Source organism: Nannocystis pusilla, assembly GCF_020073745.1.
Lineage (GTDB): Bacteria > Myxococcota_A > Polyangia > Nannocystales > Nannocystaceae > Nannocystis > Nannocystis radixulma.
Genome location: NZ_JAIRAU010000047.1, coordinates 285,942 through 304,257, shown reverse-complemented (window position 1 = coordinate 304,257; position 18,316 = coordinate 285,942). Strand labels below are relative to the sequence as shown.

At 71.7% G+C, this 18,316-nt stretch carries 11 protein-coding genes; 3 read left to right on the top strand and 8 right to left on the bottom strand.

Annotation, left to right across the window (positions count from 1 at the left end):
- Positions 1-324: 324 nt before the first annotated feature.
- From K7C98_RS34375 to K7C98_RS34340, 8 genes are all read right to left on the bottom strand, one after another.
- Complete coding sequence (locus K7C98_RS34375) at positions 325-2,574, bottom strand: chloride channel protein (protein ID WP_224196076.1); 2,250 nt, start codon at positions 2,572-2,574, stop codon at positions 325-327.
- A 350-nt stretch (positions 2,575-2,924) separates the two neighbouring features.
- Positions 2,925-5,012 carry a S9 family peptidase gene (locus K7C98_RS34370; protein ID WP_224196075.1) on the bottom strand — a complete coding sequence of 696 codons (2,088 nt, stop codon included), beginning with the start codon at positions 5,010-5,012 and terminating at the stop codon, positions 2,925-2,927.
- 214 nt (positions 5,013-5,226) lie between these two features.
- On the bottom strand, positions 5,227-6,105 hold the full coding sequence (locus K7C98_RS34365) for a sugar ABC transporter permease (RefSeq protein ID WP_224196074.1): 879 nt from the start codon (positions 6,103-6,105) through the stop codon (positions 5,227-5,229).
- A 136-nt stretch (positions 6,106-6,241) separates the two neighbouring features.
- Positions 6,242-8,437, bottom strand: coding sequence for an extracellular solute-binding protein (locus tag K7C98_RS34360; protein ID WP_224196073.1), 2,196 nt, complete (start codon positions 8,435-8,437; stop codon positions 6,242-6,244).
- Positions 8,438-8,481: 44 nt separating this feature from the next.
- Positions 8,482-9,555, bottom strand: a complete 1,074-nt coding sequence (locus K7C98_RS34355; protein WP_224196072.1) for an ABC transporter ATP-binding protein — start codon at positions 9,553-9,555, stop codon at positions 8,482-8,484.
- Positions 9,556-9,561: 6 nt separating this feature from the next.
- On the bottom strand, positions 9,562-11,520 hold the full coding sequence (locus K7C98_RS34350; RefSeq protein WP_224196071.1) for an alpha-amylase family glycosyl hydrolase: 1,959 nt from the start codon (positions 11,518-11,520) through the stop codon (positions 9,562-9,564).
- A gap of 28 nt (positions 11,521-11,548) precedes the next feature.
- Complete coding sequence (locus tag K7C98_RS34345) at positions 11,549-13,192, bottom strand: carbohydrate porin (RefSeq protein WP_224196070.1); 1,644 nt, start codon at positions 13,190-13,192, stop codon at positions 11,549-11,551.
- Between the two features lie 57 nt (positions 13,193-13,249).
- Entirely contained in the window at positions 13,250-13,558 is a 309-nt protein-coding gene (locus K7C98_RS34340) for a hypothetical protein (RefSeq protein ID WP_224196069.1), read from the bottom strand.
- Between the two features lie 126 nt (positions 13,559-13,684).
- Here K7C98_RS34340 and K7C98_RS34335 point away from each other — a divergent pair, with 126 nt between their 5' ends.
- The 3 genes from K7C98_RS34335 (at position 13,685) to K7C98_RS34325 (ending at position 18,205) form a co-directional block, all read left to right on the top strand.
- Positions 13,685-15,793, top strand: coding sequence for an alpha-amylase family glycosyl hydrolase (locus tag K7C98_RS34335; protein ID WP_224196068.1), 2,109 nt, complete (start codon positions 13,685-13,687; stop codon positions 15,791-15,793).
- Positions 15,794-16,054: 261 nt separating this feature from the next.
- On the top strand, positions 16,055-17,437 hold the full coding sequence (locus K7C98_RS34330) for a cytochrome P450 (protein ID WP_224196067.1): 1,383 nt from the start codon (positions 16,055-16,057) through the stop codon (positions 17,435-17,437).
- A 33-nt stretch (positions 17,438-17,470) separates the two neighbouring features.
- A complete protein-coding gene (locus K7C98_RS34325) occupies positions 17,471-18,205 on the top strand; it encodes a TetR/AcrR family transcriptional regulator (RefSeq protein ID WP_224196066.1) in 735 nt (244 codons plus the stop codon).
- Positions 18,206-18,316 lie beyond the last annotated feature (111 nt).

The window sequence follows — 18,316 nt, the reverse complement described above, 5'->3', positions numbered from 1 at the left end:
CGAACCCGGGGGAGCAGGTGCGCCGCGGGGGTCACGAGAGCGACGCGAGCGGCGCTCTGTCCGGGCGGGACAGGTCGTCGCGGGGCGTCACGAGCGGCGAGAGCGTGGCTCGAGCCGGGCGGGGAATGACGAGGATGGTGGACATCAAACGGCCGGCGTCGGTGCGCAGGACCAGTCCTTCCCGGCGCGGCGAGCGAGGCGGCGCTCCGCGCAGTGGGGGCCCGGCGGCGCAGCGCTGGGCGCCGAAGGAGGGGCGAGCAGGAGGCCGTCGAGGACATGTCCTTACGATAATGTTTTGGAGGACATGTTTTGGAGAGCATGTCCTCAAGGGCGCATCGGCGGCGGGGTGACAGGCACGCCGGGGTGGGTCGGGCCCATGCGCCGGGCGGCGAGGATCTGCTCGCGGGTGCCGACGATCGCCAGGACGTCGTTGTGCTGCAGCGGGGCGTTGGGGTCGAGCGCCAGCGGGGCGTCGCCGCGCAGCCACTCGACCACGGTGGCGCCGGTCTGGGAGCGCAGGGCGAGGTCGGCGAGGGTGCGGCCGGCCCAGCGGCGGCCGACGACGATGTGGTCGAGGATCGTGCCCTTGCCGAGGCCGACCTCGTGGCCGTGGACGGCGCCGCCGGTGGTGTGCATGTGCACGGCCTCTTCCTGCTGGCCGAGCACCTTGTCGCTGTAGTGGGCGAGCAGGTCGCCGCGGCGGATGACGCCGACGAGCCGGTGCTCGTGGTCGACGACCGGCAGGACCTCGACGGCGGCGCGCGCCGAGGCCAGCATCGCGCCGGCGAGGGTGTCGGTCGGGTAGAGGAGGGCGAGCTGGACGTCGGACATGAGGTCGCGCGCGGCGGCGTCGGCCGGGACGTCGCCGTGGAGGACGCGCTTGGCCAGCAGGTCGGCGTCGATGAAGCCGACCACGGCACCGGTGTCGTCGACGACGAACGGCGAGCGGCCCTCGTCGAGGGCGACGCGCCGGACCTCGGCGGCACCTGTCCCTTCGGACAGAGTACGCGGCGGCGGGCGCATGAGGTCGGCGACGTGGCCGCGCTTCATGACCTCGACCTCGGCCTCGTGCCCGAGCACCACGCCCTGCTGGTGGAGGACCTCCTGGAACAGGCTGCGCGGCGACATGCGGCGGGCCACGAACACCGCGAGGATGCAGCCGAGCATCAGCGGGAGGATGAGCTGGTAGTCGCGGGTGAGCTCGAAGATCATCACGATCGGCGTCAGCGGGGCCTGCATCGTGGCGGCGAAGATCGCCCCCATGCCGACGAGCGCGTAGGCGGCGGTCGACTCGGCGGCGGGGCCGAGCGCGAAGTTGGCGAGCGCGCCGACGACGGTGCCGAGGCAGGCGCCGATGTACAGCGAGGGCGTGAACACGCCGCCGAAGCCGCCGCTGCCGACGGTCAGCGCGGTGGCGACGATCTTGAGGCCGAGCAGCGCGAGCGCGAGCTGCCAGCCGAGGTGGCCCTGCAGCGCCTCGTTGATGGTCGGGAGGCCGCCGCCGAGGACGTCGTTGGAGACGACGGCGGCGAGCACACCGACGCCGAGGGCCCCGAGCGCCGGCTTGAGCAGGACGGGGGCCTTCAGCGCCTGGAACCACTTCGTCATGCCGATGACGGCCCGGCCCATGAGCGTGCCGAGCACCCCGGCGAGCACGGCCAGGGCGACGAATAGGCCCATCTCGGCGAGCATGGCGTCGCCGTGCTGGACTGTCGTGAAGGTCAGGTGCTCGCCCCGGATCGCGTGCGAGGTGAAGGTGCCGGCGACCGCGGCGACGATCAGCGGCACGAACACCGACATGGTGCCGATGTTGCCGCCGATGGCGCCGCCGAACACGATCTCGACGGTGAACACGACGCCGGCCAGCGGGGCGTTGAAGGCCGCCGCGAGGCCGCCGGCGCAGCCGGCCCCGACCATCGCCAGGTGCCAGCGCATGCGCAGGCCGAAGAAGCGGGCCATCACGCTGCCGACGGCGGCGCCGATGGCGACGCTGGGACCCTCGTGCCCGCACGAGCCGCCGCTGCCGATCGTGATGCCGGTGCCGACGCCGGCGATGACGGCCTGGCGCCCGCCGATCGCGCCCTGCTTGCGGGCGATGGCCTCGATGACGGCGGGGATGCTCTGGACCAGCGGCTGCCGGATGAGCCGCCGCAGCACGAAGTGCAGGCCGCCGGCCGCGAGCCCGCCGAGCACCGGGACGCCGATGACCGCGGCCCAGCGGACCAGCGCGCTGCTCTCCTCGGGCCGCGGGAACAGGCGGAAGGCGTAGTCGATCCACGCCAGCAACGCGCCGGCCGCGATCCCGCTGGTGGTGCCGACGACCGCGGCCATGACGATCAGGAACACGTGGTCGTCGCGCACGACCCGGGCCAGCTGCTGGCCCATGAGCAGGCCGAAGCGGGCCCACAGCCGCATCAACACGGTGCCGTGCGGCAGCGCGTCGAAGAAGCCGGTCACCTCGGCGCTGGCGATCCGGTGCGCGCCGGTCGGCCGCGTCGAGGTCGCACGGCCTGTCGCCGCGGCGGGGTCGGGGGGCGAACCTCGCGCGGCCTCTGAGAGCTCCGTCTCGGGCACGGCAGACGACGATAGCAAAATCGTGCGCGAGCGGTGCAACGGCTGGTCTTTGGGACAGGTGCAGAGCTTGGGCCTGGCTCATCGGGCAGGTCGCATCCGCGCGGCGGCGGCGAGAGGTCGCTCGAGGTCGACTCGCCGCGGGGCGCTCCGCGGCAAGGAGTCGCTTAACGCCCTGGATCCGCTGCGATCGAGCCGGTCGATCCCGCGTCGCGGGCTCGACAGGTCGGGAGACGCGAGGAGGTTGCAAGATCGACAGGCGCTCGCTTCGTGCGGTCTGCGTGTGCGACAGCGACCCGCTCAGGCCGGGCGGGCCCGGCCGGGTCGTGTCGCTGGCGTCGAGCGTCAGGCGCTCACTTCTTGATCTGCTGCGTGTGCGACTGCAGGGCCTCGGTCAGGCCGGGCACGCCGTCGGCGCCGGCCGGGACGGTGATGCTCGAGCCGGTGAAGTCCTTGCCGATCGGCTCGACGCGACCGCCGAGGCAGGCGCCGAGGAAGCCCTCGGCGACGGCGTTGAAGGCGGTGCTGTTCGCCGCGCGGGCGAAGCCGTGGCCCTCGTCGGGGAACAGCACGTAGGTGACCGGGATCTTCTTGGCCTGCATGGCGGCGACGATCTGGTCGCTCTCGGCCTGGCTGACGCGCGGGTCGTTGGCGCCCTGGGCGATCAGCAGCGGCTTCTTGATGCGATCGACGCGGCTGATCGGCGAGCGCTCGAGCAGCTGCTTCTTGCCGTCCTCGGTGCGCGAGTCGCCGACGCGCATGTACCACTGGTTCATGAAGCTGGCCCAGTAGGCCGGGAAGGTGGCGAACAGGGTGTTGAGGTTGGAGGGGCCGACGACGTCGACGCCGCACTTGAAGGTGTCGGGCGTGAAGGTCAGGCCGACCAGGGTGGCGTAGCCGCCGTAGCTGCCGCCCATGATCGCGACCTGGTCCTCGGTGGTGACGCCCTGCTTGACGGCCCAGTTGACGGCGTCGAGCAGGTCGTCGTGCATCTTGCCCGACCACTCGTAGTTGGACTTGTTGACGAAGTCCTTGCCGAAGCCGGTCGAGCCGCGATAGTTGACCTGCAGCACCGCGTAGCCGCGGTTGGCCAGCCACTGCGGCGAGGCGGCGTAGCCGTAGGTGTCGCGCGCCCACGGGCCGCCGTGGACGTAGAGCACCAGCGGGACGGCGGTGTTCGCCTTGCCGTCCTGGTCGGGGTCGGCCACGAGCGGCAGGCTGAGGTAGCTGACCAGCTTGAGGCCGTCGCGCGACGGGATCTCCTGCGGCCACTGCTTCACCAGCGGCTTGCCGTCGAGCGCGGGTCGGGCCGAGAACAACTTCTGCGGCTCGCCGCCGCGGTCGTAGCGGTAGTAGATCGCGGGCGCCTCGGCGGCCGAGTAGGTGACGATCCAGGTCTTGTCGTCGAGCGTGCGGGCGCCGACGCCGATCACGCCGGGACCGAGCGCCTGCAGCTTCTTGAGGTCGGCCTCGATGCCGGAGTCGACGGCCTTCCACTCCTCGCGCAGGTAGTTGGAGGCGACCGCCTGCACCTCGCCGGTCTGCGGGTCGGCGAGCACGCCGCTGATGTCGGCCCGCGGATCTTCGAACACGAGCTTGCGCTCGCGCGTGGCGAGGTCGACCGCGTAGAGGGCGACGGTGTTGCGGTCGCGCGACTCACGGAGGTAGGCGGTCTTGCCGTCGACGGTGATGCCGCCGTAGCCGGTGCTCAGCGAGTCGTCGAACGGGATCTGCTCGAGGTCCTTCCAGCCGTTCTTGCCGTCGGACTGGAGGACGTCGATGCCGCCGTCTTCGCGGGCGCGCGTGGCGAGGCGCAGCTTGAAGTCGGCGTCGGCGATGTAGCCGGCGATCTTGTGGTCGTTGCGGGCGACCAGCGTGCGCTGGCCGGTGGCGAGGTCGACGCGGTAGACGTCGTGCCACTGGCGATCGCGGTCGTTCATCCCGACGAGCACGGACTCGGGGTGGAGGTGGCTGACGCCGTCGACCTGAGCGCGTGTCTTCGGAAAGGGCGAGAGGTCGCGGCTCTCGCCGCTGGTGAGGTCGACGGCGTGGAGGTGGTAGTCCTCGTCGCCGCCGGTGTCGCGCAGGTACAGCAGGGTGTCCGGCTTGTAGGCCCAGAAGTACTGGACGATGCCTCGCGCCTTGTCGCTGGTGACGGCGCGCGCCTTGGCGGGCTCGTCGGCTGGCGCGACGTGGACGTTGAGCACGCCGTCGACCGGCGCGACCCAGCTGAGGTACTTGCCGTCGGGGCTGATCTGCACGTTGGCCCGCTCGGGGTTGCCGAACAGCGCCTCGCGCGGGATGAGCTCGGGCGCGGCGGCGGGCGGCGCGGCCTCCGGAGTGGGCTTGGCGGCGGCGGGCTTGGCCGGGGTGGGTTCGGCGGGCTGGCCGCTACAGCCGGCGAAGACGAGGCCGAGGGTCAGGAGCAGAGGACGGCGCATGAGATTCTCCAGGGTGGGCTGAGAGTTCCAGGCTTGGAATGCGGCGACCGCGGGTTGGATTCACGGCCTGGTGTGAAATTTGCCGAACGCATGCTGGGGCGAAAACGAGCGTGATGCGTTTCGTGGGGCCGAAGCCCGGTATGTGCATTGTGTTTCGTGGGGGCCGCGGCCTCCGGGCGAACATCACAGTGCCATCATTGCGCTCGCTCGCCCGTCAGCCCTTGACGCCGCCAGCGGTGAGGCCGGCGATGAGGTGGCGCTGGGCGATGTAGAAGAGGACCATCACCGGGATCGAGACGATCAGCGAGCCGGCGGCGAACTTGGGCCAGTCGGCGCTGAACTCGGAGATGTAGCGCTGCAGCACCACCGGGACGGTGTACATCTCCTCGCGGCCGAGCATGGTGTGGGCCAGCACGAACTCGTTGTAGGCGCTCATGAAGGCGAACAGCGCGGTGACGGCGATGGCGGGGCGCGCGGCGGGCAGGACGACCTTGCGGAAGGCCTCGAAGCGGGTCGCGCCGTCGACCATGGCGGCCTCCTCGAGGTCGCGCGGGATGGTCTCGAAGGCGCCGCGCAGCTGGAAGATGGCGAACGGGACGGCGGTGGTGGCGTAGCAGAGGACCAGGCCCGAGCGGGTGCCGAGCAAACCGAGGCCGTCGAGGATGATGTAGAGGGGGATCGCGCTGGCGACCGCAGGGAACATCTGCGTGGCCAGCAGCGCGCGCACGCCCGAGTCCTTGCCGACGAACTCGAAGCGGGCCAGAGCGTAGGCGGTCGGCACGGCGATGACGACGCCGACCAGCGCGGTCGCCAGGCTGATGACGATCGAGTTGGCGAGCTGCAGGCCGAACAACCACCGGTCGGGGCCGCCGGGCACCTCGAGGGTCGAGAAGGCGACGCCGCGCAGGTGCTCGAGGGTCGGCTCGATCGGGACCGGGATCACCCGCGCGGTCGGCTCGACGGCGCCGGAGAAGGCGAGCGAGATGACCCAAAGGACAGGGTAGAGGGCGAACGCGACGGCGACGATCAGCAGCAGGTGGGCGCCGATCGACTCGACGAGGCCGACCCTGCGGCCCTGGCCGGACGGGCTCATCGGCCGACCTCGATGATGGCGGGGTGGATGGTCGTCAGGGCATGTCGTGAGGGGCATGACCCGAAGGACATGGTCGCAGGGGCATGCTCGAAGGGACGCGTCGGCGGGGGGCGACGAGACGGGCGTCGGCGGTGGGTCATCGCGCGGCCTCCGAGCGGCGGGCCAGCCAGGCCGGCAGGCGGGTGGTGACGAGCAGGAGCAGGAAGATCAGGACGGCGTAGGCGGCGGCGTAGCCGTACTGGGCCTCGCGGGTGAAGGCCCAGCGGTAGGCCTCGCTGACGAGGATGTCGGTCGCGCCGTCGGGGTCGCCGCCCGAGACGAGGAACACGACGTTGAACATGTTGAAGGTCCAGATCGCGCCGAGGGTGACGGCCGGGGCGAGGGCGGGGCGGATCATCGGCAGGGTGACGCGGGTGAGGCGTTGCCAGCGCGAGGCGCCGTCGACCTCGGCGGCCTCGAGCACGTCGGCGGGCACGGCCGTGAGCGCGCCGAGGGTGACGACCATCATGAAGGGGAAGCCGAGCCACACGTTGGTGGCGACGTTGGCGGCGAAGGCGGTGGCGAAGCGCGAGAACCAGGCGATCGGCTCGACGCTGGTGCCGAACAGGTCGTTGACGGCGTGGATCAGGCCGGTGACGGCGCCGTACTGCTGGTGGAACATGCCCTTCCACGCCAGGGCGGTGACGTAGCTGGGGACGGCCCAGGGGATGATCAGCAGCACGCGGTAGAGCGCGCGCAGGCGCAGGGTCGGGCGCGACAGCACGAGGCCGAGCGCGAGGCCGATGCCGAGGTGGAGGACGACGTTGACGGCCGTCCACAGGAAGGTGACGAGGAGGACGAACCAGAACGAGCCGGTGGCGAGCAGGGGGCCGCCGCGGGCGGTGAGGATCTCGACGAAGTTGGCGAGGCCGACGTAGTAGCCCTCGCCGGGGCGGCCGGCGAACAGCGAGGTGGCGGCGCCGACGATCAGCGGGACGAACACCAGCAGGCCGACGACGACGACGCTGTGGGCGACATAGCGGTAGGCGGGCAGCGAGCGGCGCAATGCCTGGCGCGCGTCGGGGTCGCGGGCGCGGCGGACGAGGTGGAACGCGACGAGCAGGAGGCCGAGGCCGAGCAGCAACAGCGCGGGGGTCGGCGAGGCGGCGGCCGGCGGGGGGCGGCGCACGTCGGCGAAGCGGTGCGCGGCCTCGGCGAGGGCCTCGGCGGGGTCGGCCTGGCCGCGCAGGACCTTGCGGATCGCGCGGAAGGCCGGCTCCCAGGTCGAGCGCATCGCCGGGTCGGCCGACATCGGCTCGGCGAGCTCGGCCTGGGCGCGGAAGCCGGCGAGGACGGGGTTGTCCTCGGGGACAGGTACGTCTGTCCTCACGGACAGGGTGCCGGCCTGGCGCTGGCGCAGCTCGGCCGCGTCGGCGCCGCCGAGAGCGCGGGCCAGGGCCAGCGCGGCCGGCTTGGCGGCGCCCTGCGGCGACAGCATGGCGGCCTCGACGGTCAGCGGCGGGCGCATCGGCAGGCCGGTCTCGGCGACGACGGGCAGCGGGATGACGCGCCAGGCGAAGCGGACCTGCGCGAGGTCGCCGACCAGCCACGGACCGCTGATCGCGAACGCGGCCCGACCGCTGCGGAACAGGTCGGCGACCAGCGCACCGTCGGCGTCGCGCGGGACGGCGCCGCGCTCGGCGAGCTCGCGCGCGAACGCCAGCGAGCGCTCGGCGGCCGGTCCGACGAACCCGAAGGAGGCGTCCTCGGCGAGCATGCGCCCGCCGAAGGCCGCAAGCAGCGGCATGTGACCGTAGGCGCTCTGGGCCTCGTAGGCGAGCGGGTAGACGCCGGCGGGCAGCGACAGCGCGGCGATCTCCTCCAGGGTCTTCGGGACATGTCCGACGAGACCGGTGTTGACGAACAGGGCGACCGACTTGGCGCTCAGCGGCACGCCCCAGACGACGCCGTCCCGGGTGACCGCGGCCAGCGACTGCGCGGAGTAGACGGCGGGGTCGTCGAGCGCCGCGGTCGCCGGGCCGACGAGGGCGCGCTGGCGGTAGTCGCCGAGGCGCTCGTGCGAGTCGATGAAGACGTCGGGCCCCTGGCCGCGCGGGATGGTCGCCACCAGCTTGCTGGCGAAGCTCTCGTGGGCGACGGCCAGCAGCTCGACGCGGTGGCCGGTGGCCGCGCTGAAGCGCTCGACGACCTCGACCAGGGCGGCGGCCTCGGCGTCGCGGTAGGCGTGCCACAGCCGCAGGTCGTCGGCCCGCGCGCGGGCGGGGGCGAGGGCGGCGAGCAGGGCGAAGATGAGGCAGAGGACATGTGCGAAGGAGCCTGTTCGCGGGGACATGCCCGGACGGACACGCGCGTATCGACAGGCTCTCGAGGACATGCTCATGCGCGCAGGCTCAGGCCGGTGGCGGGGTCGAACAGGTGGAGGGCGCGGACGGCCAGGGGCAGGGTGTCGCCGCGCCGGACGCCGCTCTGGCTGTCGAGGCAGACGGTCAGCGGGGCGTCGCCGAAGCGGGCGTGGATCTGCAGCTCGGGGCCGAGCAGCTCGACGAGCTCGACGGCGACGCGCAGGTCGGGGGCGTCGGCGCGGACCACGAAGTCGTGCGGGCGGACGCCGAGGCTGACCGTTCGGCCAGGTTGCAGGGCGGCGCCGAACTGGCCCGGCTCGCGCAGCGGCAGGGTCTGGCCGCCGGGCAGCGCGAGGCCGCTGGCGCCGACCTGCGCGCCGTCGAGGAAATTCATGGCCGGGCTGCCGAGGAAGGCGGCGACGAAGCGGGTGCGCGGGCGGTCGTAGACCTCGCGCGGCGGGCCGACCTGCTCGACGACGCCCTTGTTGAGCACGAAGATCTGGTCGGCCAGGGTCATGGCCTCGACCTGGTCGTGGGTGACGTACACGCTGGTGGCGCCGAGCTGGTCGTGGAGCTTGCGGATCTCCACGCGCACCTGGGCCCGCAGGGCGGCGTCGAGGTTCGACAGCGGCTCGTCGAACAGGAACAGCTGAGGGCGGCGGACGATCGCGCGGCCCATGGCGACGCGCTGGCGCTGGCCGCCGGACAGCGCGCGCGGCAGGCGGTCGAGCAGGTGATCGAGGCCGAGCATGGCGCTGACCTCGGCGACGCGGCTGGCGATGGTGGCCGGGTCGGTCTTGCGCAGGTTGAGGCCGAACGCGAGGTTGTCGCGCACCGTGAGGTGCGGGTAGAGGGCGTACGACTGGAACACCATGGCGATGTCGCGGTCGCGCGGCTGCAGGCGGGTGACGTCGCGCTCGCCGAAGCGGATCTCGCCGGAGGTGACCTCCTCGAGGCCGGCGAGCAGGCGCAGCAGGGTCGACTTGCCGCAGCCGCTGGGGCCGACGAGCACGGCGAAGCCGCCGTCGGGGACGTGGACGTCGACGCCGCGCAGGACCTCGGTGGCCCCGAACCGCTTGACGATCGTGCGGGCGGTGACGGCGACCATGGATCGTCAGACGTCTTGCTGCGGGACCAGGAGCATGCCGGACACCGGCGGGAGGGTGAGGTCGAGCGCGCCGCCGGCCCCGACGGTGTACTGCTTGTTGCCGTCGAGGACGTCGACCAGCACGGCCCCGGCGGGTGCGGAGGTGGTCATGGTGGTGCCGTCGAAGGCGGTGCGGCTGTCGTGGTGCTGGTTGGTGTTGAACACGACGAGCGCATAGTTGCCGCCGGCCTCGCCGCCGGCCCGCTCGAACGCGAAGATGCCGGCGTCGGACTCGTCGCCGGTGCGCGAGGTCGACCACACGACCGTGGTGTCGCCGCGGCGCAGGGCGGCCAGCTTCTTGCGCATCTCGATCAGCTTCTTGGTGAAGACGAAGGTCGGGCCGGTGGTGTCGAACGCGGGCGGCGCGGCGGTGTCGCCCAAATAGGGGTAGGGCCGCCACATGTCCTCGCGGTTGCTCGGGTCGTTGCCGCCGCGGTACTCGAGCTCGGTGCCGTAATAGAGGCACGGGATGCCCTCGGCGGTCATGAGCATGAGGAGGGCGTTCTGCAGCATGGCGCGCAGGCGCAGCTCCTTGTCGCGCAGCGACTTGCCGGCGAACGCGGGGTCGGCGTCGACGCGCGCGCGGGCGAAGTAGAGGAAGCGGGCGACGTCGTGGTTGTCGATGAAGTTGACGAGGACCTTGTGGGGCGCGACGCCGGCGCTGTCGGCCGGGGCGACGGTGCCGTAATTGACGGTCTTGTTGGCCCACAAATTGGCGATCCGGTCGGTCGAGGCGGCGTCCTGGAACACGTCGCGGAACACCTGGTAGTGCTGCGGGAAGTAGAAGGCGCTGTCGAGCTGGTCGCCGGTGAGCTCGGGGCCGTCGTCGCACGAGTTCTCGCGCGCGAGCTCCTCGTCGCTCGGGAGGTCGTTCTTGGTGAACGAGCCGACCAACTCGTCGCGGCCGTCGAAGGCCTCGCCGAACATGAAGAACTTGTGCTTGCCCCGGGCCGCCAGCCGCTGGCGCACGCGCTGGGTGAAGTAGCGCCAGAACTCGCGCTCGACGTGCTTGACGGTGTCGATGCGGAAGCCGTCGGCGTCGGTCAGCTCGATCCACCGCGCGTAGGAGTCGACGAACGCCTGCTTGACGTCGCAGCGGGTGGTGTTGACGTCCTTCAGGCCGCCGGGGAAATCACCGGTGAGGAGCTGCTGCGGGTCGTCATAATTGAAGGTGCGGCCCTTGCGGTTGTAGACGTCGGGGTTCTGGAAGATGGCCGGCATCGGGGTGACGTGGCCGCTCTTCGGATCGAAGGGGAAGATGATCGGCGCCGGGCCGGCGGGCCCGAGCGAGGTGAAGGCCTGGACGCCGCCGGGGTTGAAGTCGGGGTCGTACTCGGTGATGTGGGTGAAGCCCGATTGGTCGAAGCCGGGCGGCACCGGGGTGCCCTGCGGGCGGGTGCCGGTGCCCTGCAGCAAGATGTCGGGCACGCCGTTGAGGTTCATGTCGTAGAAGAACAGCTGACCCATGTGATTGGCGACGATGTCGATCACGACCAGCATGTCGCGCTCGTGCGCGGCCTGGACGAGGCTGCGCAGATCGTCGAGGTTGCCGAAGTGGGCGTTCGGCTGGGTCAGGTCGACGGCCCAGTAGCCGTGGTAGCCGTCGACGTTGGCGTCGGTCTCGATGTTCTTGATGACCGGCGAGATCCACAGGGTGTTGACGCCGAGCTCCAGGATGTAGTCGAGCCGGTTCTCGAGCCCGATCCAGTCGCCGCCGTGGTAGCGGGCCATGTTCTCGCGGTCGAGCAAGTAGTTGTTGCCGTCGTCGCCGTCGTCGAAGCGGTCGATGAGGACCTGGTAGATGACGGCCTCGCGCCAGTCCTTGGCGTGGGTGGCGACCTTGACCGGCTCCTCGAGGGTGTCGAAGTGCAGGCAGCCGGCGGCGGCGAGGAGCGCGGGGGCGAATGCGAGGAGTCGGAATTGCATGGGGTGCCTCCGTTCGCGAAGGTCCGCGTCAGCGGAAATAACTGGTCGAGCCGAACCACCATTCGGCGCCGACGCCGATGAAATGGTCGACGCCGCGGCGGGCGAACTTGTCGTCGGCCGGGTAGAACGAGCGCGCGGCGGCGTCGCGCACGGTGAGGAGGTAGATCAGGCGGATGTGCGGGCGCTGGAACGCGCCGGGGCCGCCCGGGGTGATGAAGGGGATCAAGCCGAAGCGGCCCATCTGGGCGAACACGGGCTTGAACAGGTCGGGCTCGGCCTCGGTGGCGACGCCGCGCTGCTGGGCCTGATACGAGGCCTCGAGCGCGACGCCGGCGATCTTGGCGAACCACACCTGCGGGCGGACGATGACGATGCCCTCGTTGAGGTCGTCCCAGTCGAGCGTGCGGCTGGCGTTGCGGAACTGGCGATAATACGAGCCCATGAGCAGGCCGAACGGGCCGCGCTCCCAGTTGCCGCTGAGGGTGACGAGCATCTCGTAGGCGCCGGTGGTCAGGCGATCGGGCCGCAGCTGCCGGGGCGCGTTGAGCTCGCCGTAGGCGGCCAGGCCGGAGGCGAAGCGCGCGGTGAGGTTGACGTAGGTGCTGCGCTTGCCGGTGAAGGCGCTGATCTGGGCGCCGCCGACGAAGCCCTTGTCCTTCGGGACCTGCTCGTAGACCTTGTTCTCGACCTCGCGCTGGCCCTCGGGCACGTAGTGCAGCTCGCCGTAGAGGATGCCCTTGACGCCGCCGCTGGCGCCGATCGGCCAGACGTGGCTGAGCTTGACGCTGCTGACCAGCTTCTGGCGATCGAGGATCGCGACCTCGGCCTGCCCGAATTGATTGTAGGTGGGCGGGCGCAGGATGGTCTGGCGATAGTACGGATCGGTCGGCTGATTGAGGCCGGCGTGGAACTTGAGCTCGGTGCCGGTCTTGAAGGTGTAACCGACGCCGCCGCCGACGGTGTTGAGGTTGTCGAGCGGCCAGAAGTCGAGCAGGTAGATGTCGTCGCCGCGGTACATGCGGGCACCTGCCCAAAAGGACAGGCCCTTGAGGCCGGCGTTGCGGACCTCGAGGTAGAGGTTGCGGATCGCCAGCGCGGCGGCGAACTGGCCGTTGTAGTGGAAGATCGGGTTGGCGAAGGCGGTCGTGGCGACGATCCGCGTGTAGGCGCCGGTCGACTTCCAGTAGTCCTCGCGCCGCAGCTCGAGCTCGGCGTAGTTGGCCTCGTCGAGCCGCGAGCCGCGGGCGACGATGTCGCCGTTGCGCCCGGCCCGACCTGCCGCGTCCCCGCCGGCGATGACGCGGCCGTAGGAGCCGAAGTGGAAGCCGTCGGCGAGGCCCGGGGGGCTGTTGGGATCGTGCGGGTGCGGGCCCCTGGCGGCCGGCTTCTTGTCCGGCTTGACGGCCGGCTCGGGCACGGGCGCGGGCGGCGGGGCCTCGCGCGGGGTGGCCTCGTCGGGCCCGTCGGGCGCGGGCTCAGGCTCGGTGGCGACCTCGGTCGGGCTGTCCGCAGGGACAGCTTCAGTCGGTTCCGGGGTGACCGGCGGCGTCGAGGCGGTCGGTTGCGAGGTGGTCGGCGGCGCGGGCGGGCTCTGGGCGGCGGCCGCAGGTGAGACGGCGGCGCCGAGGAACGCGACGGCGAGGGACAGGACAGGACGAAGATCGCGGCGCACGGCGTCGTCGCAAGTGGTACTCCGAAGCGACGACGGTTGTCGAGCGTGGATCGCGGGCTACGTCAGGCGAGTCTTGCAGACGCGCAGCAGCTCGCGGTCGGCCGGGTCGTCCTGCTCGGCGATGAGGGCCTGGATCGGCCCGAGCGCGGCGTCGTGGGCGACCCGCATGGTCCGGGTGAACTGGGTCGGGGCGCCCTGGGTGTAGACGAGTTGCCGCAGGGCATGTCGCCGATCGTCGGCGTTGCCCTGGTTGAAGGCGGGGCTGCTGAACAGGTCGCGATAGCCCTGATAGGCGGCGTCGAGGTCGCCGCGGCGGAAGTCCGAGGTGATCTGCGCGAGGGCCTGGATCATCTGTTGTGACTGCATGGGTGGCTCCGTGAAACCCGTAGCACCACCAGGCAGACGCGCACGGGGCTGCACGCGGCGGCCGGCGGCAGAGCCCGGCGTGATACGCTGAGGCCGATGCGCGGGGGAGGTCGGCAGGTCCGAGTGATGGCCGCGGCGATCGCGGTCGGGCTCGCCGCTTGCGAGGACGCGGCGCCGCCGCGGCGCGATTGCTCGGTGACGGTGTGGGCTCAGCCGCAGCGGACCGGGGCGTCGCTCGAGATCGTGGGCTCGTGGAACGCGTGGTACGTGCCCGGGGTGCCGCTGCGGACCAGCTCCGAGGACCCGCAGTGGCAGGTGGCGCGGCTCGAGCTGCCGCCCGGCGAATACGGCTACCTGATCGTCGAGGACGGGGTCGATCGCGTCGACGAGCACAACCCGCTAACGACGTTCTGGCGCGAGCAGGACGACCTCGAGGTGTCGCTGCTGCGGATCGCCGATTGTGCGCAGCCGGAGCTGGTGGTCGACGCGGTCGAGGCGACGCCGGCCGGGACGTGGTCGGCGTCGGCGCGGCTGCTGGCGGGGGCCGACGGCTCGCCGCTGCAGCGCGCGGAGGGCCGCGCGAGCGACGGGACGGTGGTGCCGGCGGTGATCGATCCGGCGAGCGGGTCGATCACGATCGAGCGCGCGGGGCTGCCTCGCGGCAAGCACTCGCTCGAGCTGGTGGCGCTCGATCGCGCCGGTCGCGAGGCGCGGGCGCGGGCGGTCGCGTGGGTCGAGCCGGCGGCGGCCCGGCCGCAGGAGGGCGTGCTCGTGCAGGTGATGATCGATCGCTTCCGCGGGCCGGGCGGGGCGACGCTGGCGCCGCCGGCGAGCCCGGGCGGGCGCGCGGGCGGGACGCTCGACGGGATCGAGGCGGAGCTCGAGTCGATCGCGGCCCTCGGGGCGACGGCGCTGTGGCTGTCGCCGGTGTACGTGAACCCGACCGAGGCCCGCGAGGGCCGCGGCGACGGGCACCTCTACGAGGGCTATCACGGCTACTGGCCGCTCGAGTCGCGCGCGGTCGATCCGCGGATCGGCGGCGAGGCGGCGCTGCGTTCGCTGGTGGCGGCGGCGCACGCACGCGGGATCCGGGTGCTGCTCGACCTGGTGCCCAACCACTTGTACGAGGCCAACGAGCGCTACGTGGCGCACGCGGCGGATGACCTGTGGAACAGGTCCGATCCGACATGTGTGTGCGGGCTCGGGAGCTGCGACTGGGGGCGCTACATCCAGACGTGCTGGTTCACGCCGTACCTGCCCGACCTGCGGCTCGAGCGGCCGGAGGCGCTGCGCTGGGCCTACGAGGACGCGGTGTGGTGGATGGAAGAATTCGACGTCGACGGGATGCGGGTCGACGCGGTGCCGATGATGCCGCGGGCGGCGACGCGCCGGATCGCGGCGGAGGTGCGCGAGCGGCTGGCGCCGCGCGAGGCGAGCTTCTTCGTCGGCGAGGTGTTCACGGGGCCGGGGGCGGGCGGGATCGAGGTGATCCGCTACTACCTGGGTCCGGAAGGGCTCGACAGCGTGTTCGACTTCCCGCTGATGTGGGCGCTGCGCGACGCGGTGGCTCACGAGTCGGCGGGGTTCGAGGCGGTCGAGACGTCGCTGCTCGCGGTCGAGGCGAAGACGGCCGGCAGCGGCGGGACGCTGGCGCGGATGATCGGCAACCATGACACGACGCGGTTTTTGTCGGAGGCCGCCGGCGGGACGGCACCTGACCCATGGGCCAGCCCGGAGCCGCAGCCGGTCGCGGCGGAGCCGTACGAGCGCCAGGCGCTGGCGCTCGGGCTGGTGCTGACGCTGCCGGGGCTGCCGGTGATCTACTACGGCGACGAGGTCGGGCTGGCCGGCGGCAACGACCCCGACTGCCGGCGGGTGATGCCGGCGCTCGACGCGTTGATGGAGCCGCAAGCGAGGTTGCTGGCGACGACGCGCCGGCTCGGGCAGCTGCGCCGCTGCTCGCCGGCGCTGCTGCGCGGCGAACGGCGGGCGCTGGTGGCCGAGGGCGAGGCGTACGCGTTCGAGCGGGCGACGCCGGAGGGGCAGCGCGCGCTGGTGCTGGCGTGGCGCGCGGGGCAGGCGGGGGCGATCGCGCTCGAGGACATGTCCTTCGCGCCAGGCTCGTACGTGGACGCGCTGACGGGCGAGCCGCTCGAGGTGAGGCCGGGCGCGGAGGTGGCGATGGCGCCGCGCTCGCTGCGGGTGCTGCTGCCGGCCGGCGACCCGTGCCTGTGATGGGCTGTCTCTCGGGACATGTGATAGTGACCTGAAGGACATGTCCTCCGGGGCATGCCGACGCCGGTTCGCCTGGTCGGCCCCGCGCGGGGCGGATTCGCGCGCGACAATCGCGGCGGTCGGCCGCGGCGGAGAGGGCGAGATGGCGGCTGAGACGGGCGTCCGAGCAGGAATGCTCGGCATCGCGCGAGGTAGGCCTCTTGCCTGGAAATGAAACGCGTTCTAGGTGTGTAGAACACGTTTCAAAGAGGATGAATCTCCGTGCTGCAAGCCCTGCTCGACCGCGTCTCGCCGCCGCCCATCGACTCGATCCCCACGCCGTCGCGGTGGCCGGTGTTCGGCCACCTGCCGATGCTCACGCGCCACGGGCTGATGCCGGTGGTCGAGGCGGCGCGGCAGAAGCACGGCGACTTCTTTCGCCTGTGCGTCGGCAAGCACTCGCTGTTCGTGGCGCTGCACCCCGACGCGGTCGAGCAGATCCTGCTGACGGACAAGGACTCGTACGGGAAGCGCGACACGTACGACTCGATCCGCGTGCTGGTCGGCGACGGGATCCTGACCAGCGAGGGCGAGCTGTGGCGGCGCGAGCGCCGGATCGCCCAGCCGAGTTTTAATAAGGGCAGTGTGGCGGCGCTGGCGGGCAAGATGACGCGGCTGACGGAGCGGACGCTGACGAGGTGGACGCAGCGCTACGAGGTCGGCGACGAGTTCGACGTGTACAAGGAGCTGCTGGCGCTGGCGATGGAGATCATCGGCGAGACGCTCTTCAGCCTCGACCTCAGCGCGCGCGTGGACGAGTCGGCGGAGGCGTTCACGGTGGCGCTCGAGCAGGTGTCGGGCCGCGGGAACCAGATGCTGCAGCTGCCGTTGCACTGGCCGACGCCGGGCAACCTGCGCCTGCGCAAGGCGCTGCGGACGCTCGACGCGGTGACGTTCGAGATCATCTCGCGCCGCCGGGCGGCAGGGACGCACGGCGACGACCTGCTGGCGGCGTACCTGAACGCGCGCGACGAACAGGGGGCACCGCTCGACCCACGGCTGGTGCGCGACGAGATCGTGACGTTCTTCCTGGCAGGCCACGAGACGACGGCGATCGCGCTGGCGTGGACGTTCTACCTGCTGGGGACGCATCCCGAGGTGTGGGACCGCGTGATCGCGGAGGTCGATGCGCTGGGCGGACGCGTGCCGACCGCGGAGGACGTGCAGACGACGCTGGTGTACACGAAGGCGGTGCTGCAAGAGTCGCTGCGGCTGTACCCGCCGACCTGGAGCGGAGGCCGCGACATCGTGGCGGAGACCGAACTCGCGGGCCACCGGGTCCATCCGGGCGATCGCGTGCTGTACTTGCCGTTCTTGATGCACCGCGACCCGCGCTTCTGGGACGAACCCGAGCGCTTCGAACCCGTGCGATTTCTGCCAGGCCAGGCGCAAGGCCGGCACAAGCTGGCCTACATCCCGTTCAGCGCCGGTCCGCGAATGTGCATCGGCAATCATTTCACGCTGCTCGAAGGGACGCTGGTGCTGGCGATGATCGCCCAGCGCTTCCGCCTGTCGCTGAGCCCGCAGGCCCGGATCGCGCAAGAATTCCAGATCACGATGCGGCCCCGCCACGGGGTCCTCGTTCGCGTCGAAGCGAAGCGTTGACGCGTGCCCCCGAGCCGCATACACCGAGGAGACATGACGGCTGCCCCGATCCCAGGCGAGCTCACCCTCGTCGACGACCGCGCCCGCCGAATCCTCGACGCGGCAGTCCGACTCGCCGAGTCCGGCGGGTTCTCGGCGGTGCGCCTGCGCGACGTGGCCCAGGCGTCCGGCGTGGCCCTGGGCACGGTCTACAAGCGCTTCCGCAGCAAGGAAGACCTGCTGGTCGGGGTGCTGTCGCTCGAGCTGGTGGCACTGCGCGAGCGCTTCGGCGACGCACCCCTGCCCGGGGCGACCCGCCTCGACCGCCTGATCGAGTGCTTCGCCGCGCTGACCGAGACGCTGTGCGCTCGACCGCACCTGGGACGCGCGGTGATCCGCTCGGCGGCGACGGGTGAGAACGCGCTGGCAGAACGGCTGCACAGGTTCCACAGCGCGCTGATGGAGCTGATCGTGGGGGCGATCCGCGGCCGCGACGAGGGACCGGTGACGGCGACGGAGCTCGAGATGCTGGCGGTCCTGCAGGACGTGTGGTTCTCCCGCCTGGTCGGCTGGACGGGCGAGCTGCACGGGCCGGAGACGGTGGTGGAGCAGGTGGCGCGGGCGGCTCGGTTGCTTTACGGGGCGATCGAGCGGGCTGGCTCGTCCGGGAGTGCGGGGGTCGAGTCCGGAGGGGCGGGGGGCGAGTCCGGAGAGCTTCGCTCGGGCGGAGGGGCGGGGGCCGGAGAGCTTCGCTCGTGCGGAGGCGCGGGGCCCGGAAGAACTGGGTGACGGCGGGCACGGAGCGGCGGACTTGGGTCCCTCGCTCGGCGGGCCCCTACCGGTTCACGTGCTCGGCGCTGTCTCTTTGGACAGGATGGCCTTGAGGACAGGTTCGTCGAT

Bases quoted from the DNA above. Each gene is read 5' to 3' on its own strand.
- K7C98_RS34370 (WP_224196075.1), bottom strand. From the start codon at position 5,012: ATGCGCCGTCCTCTGCTCCTGACCCTCGGCCTCGTCTTCGCCGGCTGT.
- K7C98_RS34365 (WP_224196074.1), bottom strand. From the start codon at position 6,105: ATGAGCCCGTCCGGCCAGGGCCGCAGGGTCGGCCTCGTCGAGTCGATC.
- K7C98_RS34360 (WP_224196073.1), bottom strand. From the start codon at position 8,437: ATGTCCCCGCGAACAGGCTCCTTCGCACATGTCCTCTGCCTCATCTTC.
- K7C98_RS34355 (WP_224196072.1), bottom strand. From the start codon at position 9,555: ATGGTCGCCGTCACCGCCCGCACGATCGTCAAGCGGTTCGGGGCCACC.
- K7C98_RS34350 (WP_224196071.1), bottom strand. From the start codon at position 11,520: ATGCAATTCCGACTCCTCGCATTCGCCCCCGCGCTCCTCGCCGCCGCC.
- K7C98_RS34340 (WP_224196069.1), bottom strand. From the start codon at position 13,558: ATGCAGTCACAACAGATGATCCAGGCCCTCGCGCAGATCACCTCGGAC.
- K7C98_RS34335 (WP_224196068.1), top strand. From the start codon at position 13,685: ATGGCCGCGGCGATCGCGGTCGGGCTCGCCGCTTGCGAGGACGCGGCG.
- K7C98_RS34325 (WP_224196066.1), top strand. From the start codon at position 17,471: ATGACGGCTGCCCCGATCCCAGGCGAGCTCACCCTCGTCGACGACCGC.